Origin of the sequence: Xenorhabdus griffiniae (assembly GCF_037265215.1) — a bacterium.
Classification (GTDB): Bacteria; Pseudomonadota; Gammaproteobacteria; order Enterobacterales; family Enterobacteriaceae; genus Xenorhabdus; species Xenorhabdus griffiniae.
In genome coordinates, this window is the sequence record NZ_CP147737.1 from 3,755,357 (window position 1) to 3,767,153 (window position 11,797).

Sequence of the window (11,797 nt, forward strand, 5' to 3'; positions counted from 1 at the left end):
ACACTGAAACCCGTCTCTCTCTTTCCACTCCCGAAAACCCCTTCGGTGTTGTCAGGTTAAGCCGCACGGTTCATTAGTACCGGTTAGCTCAACGTCTCGCAACGCTTACACACCCGGCCTATCTACGTCCTCGTCTCGAACGTTCCTTCAGTACCCTCCAGGAGTAAGGGAAGACTCATCTTAAGGCAAGTTTCCCGCTTAGATGCTTTCAGCGGTTATCTCTTCCGCACTTAGCTACCGGGCAGTGCCATTGGCATGACAACCCGAACACCAGTGGTGCGTCCACTCCGGTCCTCTCGTACTAGGAGCAGCCCCTTGCAATCTTCCAACGCCCACGGCAGATAGGGACCGAACTGTCTCACGACGTTCTAAACCCAGCTCGCGTACCACTTTAAATGGCGAACAGCCATACCCTTGGGACCTACTTCAGCCCCAGGATGTGATGAGCCGACATCGAGGTGCCAAACACCGCCGTCGATATGAACTCTTGGGCGGTATCAGCCTGTTATCCCCGGAGTACCTTTTATCCGTTGAGCGATGGCCCTTCCATGCAGAACCACCGGATCACTAAGACCTACTTTCGTACCTGCTCGAGCCGTCACTCTCGCAGTCAAGCTAGCTTATGCCTTTGCACTAACCTCACGATGTCCGACCGTGATTAGCTAACCTTCGTGCTCCTCCGTTACACTTTGGGAGGAGACCGCCCCAGTCAAACTACCCACCAGACACTGTCCGCAACCCGGATAACGGGCCGGCGTTAGAACATCAAACATTCAAGGGTGGTATTTCAAGGATGGCTCCATGCAGACTGGCGTCCACACTTCACAGCCTCCCACCTATCCTACACATCAAGGCTCCATGTTCAGTGTCAAGCTATAGTAAAGGTTCACGGGGTCTTTCCGTCTTGCCGCGGGTACACTGCATCTTCACAGCGAGTTCAATTTCACTGAGTCTCGGGTGGAGACAGCCTGGCCATCATTACGCCATTCGTGCAGGTCGGAACTTACCCGACAAGGAATTTCGCTACCTTAGGACCGTTATAGTTACGGCCGCCGTTTACTGGGGCTTCGATCAAGAGCTTCTCGCCGAGGCGATAACCCCATCAATTAACCTTCCAGCACCGGGCAGGCGTCACACCGTATACGTCCACTTTCGTGTTTGCACAGTGCTGTGTTTTTATTAAACAGTTGCAGCCAGCTGGTATCTGCGACTGGCCTCGGCTCCGGAAGCAGGTTCCTTCACCTAACGCCAGCGTGCCTTCTCCCGAAGTTACGGCACCATTTTGCCTAGTTCCTTCACCCGAGTTCTCTCAAGCGCCTGAGTATTCTCTACCTGACCACCTGTGTCGGTTTGGGGTACGATGGACCCGAATCTGAAGCTTAGGGGCTTTTCCTGGAAGCGGGGCATCAGCAACTTCAGCACCGTAGTGCCTCGTCATCGTGCCTCAGTGTTGTGGCTCACCGGATTTGCCTGGTCAGCCCACCTACACACTTAAACCGGGACGACCGTCGCCCGGCTTGCCTAGCCTTCTCCGTCCCCCCATCGCAATTCGGGCCCGTACAGGAATATTAACCTGTTTCCCATCGACTACGCTTTTCAGCCTCGCCTTAGGGGTCGACTCACCCTGCCCCGATTAACGTTGGACAGGAACCCTTGGTCTTCCGGCGAGCGGGTTTTTCACCCGCTTTATCGTTACTTATGTCAGCATTCGCACTTCTGATACCTCCAGCCCACCTCACAGTGGACCTTCAACGGCTTACAGAACGCTCCCCTACCCAACGACACGTTGTGTCGCTGCCGCAGCTTCGGTGCATGGTTTAGCCCCGTTACATCTTCCGCGCAGGCCGACTCGACCAGTGAGCTATTACGCTTTCTTTAAATGATGGCTGCTTCTAAGCCAACATCCTGGCTGTCTGAGCCTTCCCACTTCGTTTCCCACTTAACCATGACTTGGGGACCTTAGCTGGCGGTCTGGGTTGTTTCCCTCTTCACGACGGACGTTAGCACCCGCCGTGTGTCTCCCGTGATAACATTCTTCGGTATTCGCAGTTTGCATCGGGTTGGTAAGTCGGGATGACCCCCTAGCCGAAACAGTGCTCTACCCCCGAAGATGAATTCACGAGGCGCTACCTAAATAGCTTTCGGGGAGAACCAGCTATCTCCCGGTTTGATTGGCCTTTCACCCCCAGCCACAAGTCATCCGCTAATTTTTCAACATTAGTCGGTTCGGTCCTCCAGTTAGTGTTACCCAACCTTCAACCTGCCCATGGCTAGATCACCGGGTTTCGGGTCTATACCCTGCAACTTAACGCCCCGTTAAGACTCGGTTTCCCTGCGGCTCCCCTATACGGTTAACCTTGCTACAGAATATAAGTCGCTGACCCATTATACAAAAGGTACGCAGTCACCCTGATAAATCAAGGCTCCCACTGCTTGTACGTACACGGTTTCAGGTTCTTTTTCACTCCCCTCGCCGGGGTTCTTTTCGCCTTTCCCTCACGGTACTGGTTCACTATCGGTCAGTCAGGAGTATTTAGCCTTGGAGGATGGTCCCCCCACATTCAGACAGGATAACACGTGTCCCGCCCTACTCATCGAACTCACAGCCTGTGTCTCTTCGTGTACGGGACTATCACCCTTTACTGTGCGCCTTTCCAGACGCTTCCACTGACACACACACTGATGCTGGTTCTGGGCTCCTCCCCGTTCGCTCGCCGCTACTGGGGGAATCTCGGTTGATTTCTTTTCCTCGGGGTACTGAGATGTTTCAGTTCCCCCGGTTCGCCTCATTAACCTATGGATTCAGTTAATGATGGTGCAACGGATTGCACCGGGTTTCCCCATTCGGACATCGCCGGCTGATAGCGCTTCATATCAGCTCACCGGCGCTTTTCGCAGATTAGCACGTCCTTCATCGCCTCTGACTGCCTAGGCATCCACCGTGTACGCTTAGTCGCTTAACCTCACAACCCGAAGAAGTCTTCCGGTCGGAGTGTTGAGAGTTTCATCAATGTTAATTCCATAACATTGACGGTTTCAAATTTTCAGCTTGTTCCAGATTGTTAAAGAGCCATAATTTCACAACACACCACGTTTGATGCGTTCTGAAATCATTCAAGTCAAGAAGAGTCATGGTGGAGCTAAGCGGGATCGAACCGCTGACCTCCTGCGTGCAAGGCAGGCGCTCTCCCAGCTGAGCTATAGCCCCATGTCACCGGACAGCAAAATTGGTAGGCCTGAGTGGACTTGAACCACCGACCTCACCCTTATCAGGGGTGCGCTCTAACCACCTGAGCTACAAGCCTATTTCGTTTCCGTCTCTTCTTTTATCAGACAATCTGTGTGAGCACTGCACAATCACTATCGTTTGGTAAGGAGGTGATCCAACCGCAGGTTCCCCTACGGTTACCTTGTTACGACTTCACCCCAGTCATGAATCACAAAGTGGCAAGCGCCCTCCAAAAGGTTAAGCTACCTGCTTCTTTTGCAACCCACTCCCATGGTGTGACGGGCGGTGTGTACAAGGCCCGGGAACGTATTCACCGCAGCATGCTGATCTGCGATTACTAGCGATTCCGACTTCATGGAGTCGAGTTGCAGACTCCAATCCGGACTACGACAGACTTTATGAGGTCCGCTTGCTCTCGCGAGGTCGCTTCTCTTTGTATCTGCCATTGTAGCACGTGTGTAGCCCTACTCGTAAGGGCCATGATGACTTGACGTCATCCCCACCTTCCTCCGGTTTATCACCGGCAGTCTCCCTTGAGTTCCCACCCGAAGTGCTGGCAACAAAGGATAAGGGTTGCGCTCGTTGCGGGACTTAACCCAACATTTCACAACACGAGCTGACGACAGCCATGCAGCACCTGTCTCACGGTGCCCGAAGGCACTTCCGCATCTCTGCAGAATTCCGTGGATGTCAAGAGTAGGTAAGGTTCTTCGCGTTGCATCGAATTAAACCACATGCTCCACCGCTTGTGCGGGCCCCCGTCAATTCATTTGAGTTTTAATCTTGCGACCGTACTCCCCAGGCGGTCGATTTAACGCGTTAGCTCCGGAAGCCACAGCTCAAGGCCACAACCTCCAAATCGACATCGTTTACAGCGTGGACTACCAGGGTATCTAATCCTGTTTGCTCCCCACGCTTTCGCACCTGAGCGTCAGTCTTCGTCCAGGGGGCCGCCTTCGCCACCGGTATTCCTCCACATCTCTACGCATTTCACCGCTACACGTGGAATTCTACCCCCCTCTACGAGACTCTAGCCAACCAGTCTTAGATGCCATTCCCAGGTTAAGCCCGGGGATTTCACATCTAACTTAATTGACCGCCTGCGTGCGCTTTACGCCCAGTAATTCCGATTAACGCTTGCACCCTCCGTATTACCGCGGCTGCTGGCACGGAGTTAGCCGGTGCTTCTTCTGTGGGTAACGTCAATCACAGGGTGTATTCGACCCTGTGCCTTCCTCCCCACTGAAAGTACTTTACAACCCGAAGGCCTTCTTCATACACGCGGCATGGCTGCATCAGGCTTGCGCCCATTGTGCAATATTCCCCACTGCTGCCTCCCGTAGGAGTCTGGGCCGTGTCTCAGTCCCAGTGTGGCTGGTCATCCTCTCAGACCAGCTAGGGATCGTCGCCTAGGTGAGCCATTACCCCACCTACTAGCTAATCCCATCTGGGTTCATCCGAAGGCGTGAGGCCCGAAGGTCCCCCACTTTGCTCCTTAGAGATTATGCGGTATTAGCCACCGTTTCCAGTGGTTATCCCCCGCCCTCGGGCAGATCCCCAGACATTACTCACCCGTCCGCCGCTCGCCGGCAGGAAAGCAAGCTTTCCCCCGCTGCCGCTCGACTTGCATGTGTTAGGCCTGCCGCCAGCGTTCAATCTGAGCCATGATCAAACTCTTCAATTAAAAGTTTGATGCTCAAAGAATTTCACTGTTAGTTCATAATGAATTAACTGCTTAGTCACTCTTTAAGACTTGAATCTTTTTTGCCTTGCGGCAATTCGATAGTCTCTTGCGAGTGCCCACACAGATTGTCTGATTAACTTGTTAAAGAGCATTGGCAACCGGAAATCACTTCCGGGTTGCGAGGCTGCGTATCTTACGCTTTCCTCTTACCGTGTCAAGCCTTATTTTTCGAGGCTTTTCACGTTGTCATCCCGACCGGTTTGTGTGTTTGTCGTGACAACGGAAGCGCATTATAGGGAGTTTTACGGCGCTGACAATAGTTTTTTTTAAATTTCTTTCTGTTCGTGTTTTTTTTCCTCAAAACGAGGCAATAACCAGCAGAAAGACTGTTTTTAAGACGTTTTATCACACGTTATTTGCAAAAATTTCTCAGAAAAATGATCTACCTGTTCCCAATCGGTGTATTCGACTTCTTTCGTCGTATCTGTTTCTCCTCCGGTCATTCGCATAATGAACTGAATCATGATGCGATCCAACCAACGATAACGTGGATAAAGTAGCGCTCCCGCAAAAACTCCGCATAAATCAGGTTGCCACGGACTTTTTATTAAAAACTTACGTACATAAGCGTTCGTTTCTGGCGTTCTTTTTTCTGGCTTTCTCGCCGTTAAATTGACGCCAAAGAAAGCTGCTGGCATTTGGTTCAATTGTTGTTGATGGCGAATGACAAAATCATGCAATACAGAATTGAAACGGCCATAACGTATCGACGCACCTACCATTACTTTTTGGTAAGGCGTCAAATTGACTTGTTTCACGGTAGAAAGATCTCTTAATTCACACTTAATACCAGCACGACGAAGGTTCTCTGCGATACGGGTAATAATTTTTTTAGTCTGTCCATCTTGGGTAGAATAAAGCAACAAATAACTCATAGATACGCCCTTATTAAACAGAGAATCACATATAAAAATTCAATCGTTCACTATTCACGCCAAAAAGTCGGTGTAAACAACACCAATAATGTGAACACTTCCAGACGTCCAAATAACATAGTGACAACCAATATCCATTTAGCCGCCGGATTCATGGTTGTAAAGTTATCAGCAACCACTCCCAAACCGGGTCCCAGGTTATTCAATGTTGCGGCGATAGCAGAAAAAGCAGAAAATTCGTCAACACCCGTTGCGATCAGTAACAACATACTGACAACGAAAACCAGTGCATAAGCAGAGAAAAAACCCCAGACTGCTTCAATAATTCGTTCCGGTAATGCTCGCCGTCCCAATTTAATGGTATACACTGCATTCGGGTGCACTAATCGCTTTAATTCACGCGATCCTTGCAAGAATAGCAACAAAATGCGGATAACTTTGAGACCGCCTCCCGTTGAACCCGCACATCCCCCTATAAATGCAGAACATAACAGCAGAAAAGGCAGAAAAAGAGGCCAATTGGCAAAAGAGTCCGTTGTAAATCCGGCTGTTGTCGCCATGGAGACAACTTGAAAAAAAGCGTGATTCAACGCTTCCCATTCTGATTCATAAACGGAATGTTGCCATAATATCAGCATACAGATTGCCAATAGTGCCAACTGGATAGTAATGAACATCCGAAATTCTGGATCACGCCAATACACGTTCAAGCTTCGTCCAGAAAGAACCGCGAAATGCAAACCAAAATTACAGCCCGAAATCAATAAGAAAATGGCAATAATCGTGTTGATGGCTGGGCTATTGAAAAAACCGATGCTGGCATCATGGGTAGAAAATCCACCAATAGCGATGGTAGAAAAGCTATGAGAAATCGCATCGAACACCGGCATCCCCGCAGCCCACAATGCCAGGGCACAGGCAATGGTCAACAAGACATAAATCAGCCAAAGCGTTTTTGCCGTTTCTGCAATACGAGGACGCATTTTATTGTCTTTCAACGGCCCTGGCATTTCTGCACGATAAAGCTGCATTCCCCCCACACCAAGCAGAGGTAAGATCGCCACAGCCAAAACGATAATCCCCATCCCCCCCAACCATTGCAACATTTGTCGGTAGAACAAAATAGCCTTGGGAAGGGAATCGAGGCCAACAAGCGTCGTCGCACCAGTAGTCGTTAGGCCAGAAAATGATTCAAAAAAGGCATCGGTGACTGAAAGATTGGGTTTTTCAGAGAAAATGAATGGCAATGCCCCCACACTTCCCAATACAGTCCAGAATAGGACAACAATCAAAAAGCCCTCTTTCGGCTTAAGCTCAGATTTTTGTTCGCGATTAGGTACCCACAATATTAAACCAATGACGAGAGCAAAGATGAATGTCTGGCTAAATGCCCTGCCTGCGCCATCGCGATAGATCAATGCGACCAGCCCCGGAATAATCATTGTGACAGAAAAAAGAATGACAAGTAGTCCAACAATACGGGTTATGGCGCGAAAATGCATTCGGCTGGTTCCTTAGAAATCCGATATGAAGAATAGTTATGATTTTGGTGTTAAAAACAAAGCACCACGGCTCAAGTCCCGTAATTTATCACCTATCTCACCAACAAGGGTAGCTGGCAGCGAGACTTGCAACGTGACATTTTCAGCATAATCACTGGCGATCACCTGCCCAGAAAATTGGTGTAGCAACTGTTCTACCATTGAAATATGCGAATATTCACACTGTAACTGGTATAACTTCTGCGGTACTTTGTATTCGGTTTGCAACAACTTCAGAGCTTGTTGTACCCCATTGCCATAGGCTTTGACCAAACCACCCGTACCAAGTTTTATGCCACCAAAATAGCGAACAGATACAGCGGTAATTTCCCCCAGACCACTTCCGATTAACTGGGCAATCATTGGCTTGCCAGCGGTTCCAGTAGGTTCGCCATCATCAGAAAACCCTAACTGTTGGGAATCATCCGGCGCTCCTGCCACAAAAGCCCAACAATGATGCCGAGCATCAGGATATTGCTCTTTAATGCTTTGGATAAATAACTTAGCCTCATCCACCCCGCTGGTATGCTCCAGCAGGGTAATGAAACGACTCTTTTTTATTTCTTCAGTAAAGCTGACTGAAGCCGCAGGAATTAAATAAGGCTTCATTACGATAATTGTAATTCTCTGGTCATATTTTCAATTTTTCCATCGTGAATAACGATGTTATCTTCAATACGAATACCACCATAAAGTTTCAACATTTCGATTTTTTTCCAATCAAAATGTTGACGATATTCGCTTTCACGCCATTGCGCTAATAATGTTTCAATGAAATAGATCCCAGGCTCAATGGTCAAAACCATTCTTGGTTCCAGAATACGGGTGCAGCGCAAATAAGGATGCCTCTCCGGTGCGGCCAGATAAGTTCCTTCATCATCTTGCATAAACCCAGCCGCATCATGCACTTGCAAACCTAAAGGATGGCCGAGTCCATGTGGGAAAAACGGCGTCGTCAATCCTGTCTCAACCATACCTTCTTCACTGATCCCATGAACAATATCATGTTTTTTCAGTATCCTGGCTATACGTTGATGCATATTAATATGGTAGTCGGTATATCGAACTCCCGTTTTAATTGTGCCAATGAGCGCCTGTTGTTCTTCATTCAAATCCTTTATCAGTGAAGCGAAATCGTTATGAGATTTTGCTGCATAGGTTCTGGTGATATCCGCGGCATAACCATGATATTCCGCTCCCGCATCAATCAAGAAACTGCGTATTTCCGCAGGAACTCTCTGCTGTAATTTGTTGTAGTGCAAAACAGCCGTATTTTCATTCAGAGCAACAATATTATCATAAGGAACATCGGTATCACGGTGCCCTGTTGCCATCAGATAGAACATATTGATTTCGAATTCGCTCACACCAGACAAAAATGCATCATAGGCTGCCAGATGACCATTAACGGCGGTTTTCTGGGCCTCACGCATACAAGCCAATTCATAATCTGTTTTATATGAACGATGATAATGCAAGTAGTCCAAGACAGCTTTTGGGTTGATATTGTGCTCAAGAATCCCCAAGGATTTAGCACGCTCCGTTTGTTCACCAATATAAGCAGCGTTCTGTTTTGATAATCCATTCAGCTTAATGCTGATATCTTCAGCTTTTGCCAAATGAATCATTTCTATGTCTTCAGTCCAATAGCCACTAGGTAGTGGCTCTACGCTGTGCCAGTAGTCTACCGGTGAATAAAACCAGAGCTTAGGTTTATTGACACCATCAATCCACAACCAGCAATTAGGCACTTTGGTCACAGGTACCCAAGCCTTAAAGTGTGCATTTACCTTAAACGGATAATGGCTGTCATCCAGAAAAACCCGTAATGATTCGCCTGAATGAATAAGCAAAGCGTCAAACTGAGTTCGTTCTAAGATTTCTCGGGCACGTTTTTGTAAAATTTTAATATGTTCTTGGTACAGAGATGCCAACTTTTCCATCTTAATTAGCCTTTTGATTTTTTGGCAGGAGCTTAAATATTACCACAATTCATTATCGTCGGAGCTATCACGTAAAAAACGTACTTTCTACAACCAAATCAATATAGTTATATTTTTCAAATGATTAACAAAATATATTGTTCTCTGCCATAAATCTTACCTGTGATCCGCCCTACAAAAAATTAATCATCAGTTTGCATTAAATTAACACAGTAATCACAATCAACTGCATCTGGTCATACCAGAAGGTATGCACTCATTGAGGAGAATGACATGCTCTACCTAAGTGAAACTATTCAAGTAAAATGGCTAAAAGATGGCATTGCTGAACTCATTTTCAATGCACCGGCTGCAATTAATAAATTAGACACAAAAACGGTCACTTCACTGGATAAAGCCGTTGCGACCCTTGAGCAAGAGACTAAACTAAAAGGGTTACTGCTACGCTCTGAAAAACAAGCTTTTATTGTTGGTGCTGATATCACAGAATTTTTATCGCTATTCAGTGCACCAGCAGAAAAACTGCACGAATTACTGAATCTCGCTAACAATATCTTTAACCGTATAGAAGATCTTCCGGTTCCGACTATCTCGGCTATCAATGGCTATGCCCTTGGCGGTGGCTGTGAATTGGTACTTTCAACAGATTTTCGTATCGCATCCCCCGATCTTCGCATTGGATTACCAGAAACTAAATTGGGCATTATGCCGGGATTTGGGGGTTCTGTTCGCCTGCCACGCTTGATTGGCACAGATAATGCTCTCGAAATCATCTCCGCAGGAAAAGATATTGGTGCTGAAGAAGCGCTGAAAAATGGCTTGGTCGATGCCGTCGTTTCTGCTGAAAAACTGGTTGATTCTGCCGTTTCAGTTCTGGAACAAGCCATTCGAGGAGATTTAGATTGGCAAGCCGCCCGTCAGCCTAAATTGTTGCCTCTGACTCTCAATGAGATCGAACGTACCATGAGTTTCACCGTAGCAAAAGGTATGGTAATGAAGGTTGCTGGCCCGCATTATCCAGCACCAATCACAGCGGTAAAAACCATTGAAAAAGCCGCTACACTCGGTCGCGAGGAAGCCTTAAAACTGGAATCAGCCAGTTTTGTATCATTAGCGCACACTTCTGTCGCTCGTGCGTTAGTCGGCATCTTCCTGAATGAGCAATATGTTAAAGGGCTGGCGAAGAAACATCTGCAAACCGTTACAACCCCTGAACATGCGACTGTACTGGGTGCCGGTATTATGGGAGGCGGTATTGCCTATCAATCAGCGCGCAAGGGTATTCCTGTCTTGATGAAAGATATTAATCAAAAAGCGCTGGATTTAGGTATCAATGAAGCGGCCAAGTTGCTGAATAAACAGTTTGAACGGGGACGTTTAGATGCCATGAAGATGGCCAAAATTCTGTCATCCATCCAACCAACCCTGAATTATGCGGGTATTGAACAATCCCAAGTTGTTGTTGAAGCTGTAGTTGAAAATCCTAAGATTAAAGCTGCGGTTTTGGCAGAAACAGAATCACATATCAGCGATGACTGCATTCTGACTTCCAATACCTCCACTATCCCAATCACTGAATTAGCAAAATCGCTAAAACGTCCGGAAAACTTCTGTGGTATGCATTTCTTCAACCCAGTACATCGTATGCCGTTGGTTGAAGTCATCCGTGGAGAAAAAACTTCAGAGAAGACTATTGCAAGCGTTGTCGCCTATGCCAGTAAAATGGGTAAAACACCGATCGTTGTTAATGACTGCCCTGGCTTCTTTGTAAACCGCGTGTTGTTCCCTTATCTGGCTGGTTTTGGCATGTTGCTACGGGATGGTGGCGATTTCCGCCAAATCGACAAAATCATGGAAAAAGAATTTGGCTGGCCAATGGGTCCTGCATATCTCATTGATGTTGTCGGTATTGATACTGCTCACCATGCACAAGCTGTCATGGCTCAAGGTTTTCCAGCCCGCATGAGCCGCGATTATCGGGATGCCATTGATGTACTATTTGAAAATCAGCGTTATGGTCAGAAAAATGGCGTTGGTTTCTATAAATATACCCAAGATAAAAAAGGTAAACCGAAAAAAGAGCTGGATGAAACTACCGATCAGTTACTGGCAAGCATCAGCAAACCGAAACATACTTTCTCCGGTGAAGAGATCATTGCCCGAACCATGATCCCAATGATCAACGAAGTTGTTCGCTGCTTAGAAGAAGGTGTCATTGCCAGCCCAGCAGAAGCAGACATGGCATTGGTATATGGTTTAGGCTTCCCTCCATTCCATGGTGGCGTTTTCCGTTACCTGGATACCATGGGAACCGCAGCCTATGTGAAGATGGCAGAAAGTTATGCTCATTTGGGCGCACTCTATCACATACCCGCTGGCCTGAAAGCAAAATCCGAAAGCAATGAAAGTTACTACCCTGCACCGGCAGAACTTGCTGTTAATCCAGGTGAAAAAGCGTGAGGTCT

The 11,797-nt window shown here is 47.5% G+C and carries 5 protein-coding genes, 2 tRNA genes and 2 rRNA genes; 1 reads left to right on the top strand and 8 read right to left on the bottom strand.

The features are described from left to right. Positions 1 to 52 precede the first annotated feature (52 nt). From WDV75_RS16795 to pepQ, 8 genes are all read right to left on the bottom strand, one after another. Positions 53 to 2,963, bottom strand: a 23S ribosomal RNA gene (locus WDV75_RS16795). Positions 2,964 to 3,132: 169 nt separating this feature from the next. After that, a tRNA-Ala gene (locus WDV75_RS16800) sits at positions 3,133 to 3,208 on the bottom strand. Between the two features lie 20 nt (positions 3,209 to 3,228). Next, positions 3,229 to 3,305, bottom strand: a tRNA-Ile gene (locus WDV75_RS16805). 66 nt (positions 3,306 to 3,371) lie between these two features. Next, positions 3,372 to 4,913, bottom strand: a 16S ribosomal RNA gene (locus tag WDV75_RS16810). The 16S and 23S rRNA genes sit together here with 2 tRNA genes alongside, the layout of an rRNA operon. Positions 4,914 to 5,305: 392 nt before the next feature. After that, positions 5,306 to 5,848 carry a menaquinone-dependent protoporphyrinogen IX dehydrogenase gene (gene hemG / locus WDV75_RS16815; RefSeq protein ID WP_273571134.1) on the bottom strand — a complete coding sequence of 181 codons (543 nt, stop codon included), beginning with the start codon at positions 5,846 to 5,848 and terminating at the stop codon, positions 5,306 to 5,308. A 50-nt stretch (positions 5,849 to 5,898) separates the two neighbouring features. Next, a complete protein-coding gene (trkH, locus tag WDV75_RS16820) occupies positions 5,899 to 7,350 on the bottom strand; it encodes a Trk system potassium transporter TrkH (RefSeq protein WP_189759032.1) in 1,452 nt (483 codons plus the stop codon). 36 nt (positions 7,351 to 7,386) lie between these two features. Continuing rightward, positions 7,387 to 7,998 carry an IMPACT family protein gene (locus tag WDV75_RS16825; RefSeq protein ID WP_099131520.1) on the bottom strand — a complete coding sequence of 204 codons (612 nt, stop codon included), beginning with the start codon at positions 7,996 to 7,998 and terminating at the stop codon, positions 7,387 to 7,389. Then, positions 7,998 to 9,332, bottom strand: coding sequence for a Xaa-Pro dipeptidase (gene pepQ, locus WDV75_RS16830; protein ID WP_273571132.1), 1,335 nt, complete (start codon positions 9,330 to 9,332; stop codon positions 7,998 to 8,000). The genes WDV75_RS16825 and pepQ overlap by 1 nt, the downstream gene beginning before the upstream one ends. A 273-nt stretch (positions 9,333 to 9,605) precedes the next feature. Between pepQ and fadB the strand changes: the two genes are divergently transcribed. Next, entirely contained in the window at positions 9,606 to 11,792 is a 2,187-nt protein-coding gene (gene fadB, locus WDV75_RS16835; protein ID WP_273571131.1) for a fatty acid oxidation complex subunit alpha FadB, read from the top strand. The last annotated feature ends 5 nt before the right edge of the window (positions 11,793 to 11,797 follow it).

What these genes read in the sequence shown, in the direction of transcription:
- hemG (WP_273571134.1), bottom strand. Translation starts at nt 5,848, where the DNA reads ATGAGTTATTTGTTGCTTTATTCTACCCAAGATGGACAGACTAAAAAA.
- trkH (WP_189759032.1), bottom strand. Translation starts at nt 7,350, where the DNA reads ATGCATTTTCGCGCCATAACCCGTATTGTTGGACTACTTGTCATTCTT.
- WDV75_RS16825 (WP_099131520.1), bottom strand. Translation starts at nt 7,998, where the DNA reads ATGAAGCCTTATTTAATTCCTGCGGCTTCAGTCAGCTTTACTGAAGAA.
- pepQ (WP_273571132.1), bottom strand. Translation starts at nt 9,332, where the DNA reads ATGGAAAAGTTGGCATCTCTGTACCAAGAACATATTAAAATTTTACAA.
- fadB (WP_273571131.1), top strand. Translation starts at nt 9,606, where the DNA reads ATGCTCTACCTAAGTGAAACTATTCAAGTAAAATGGCTAAAAGATGGC.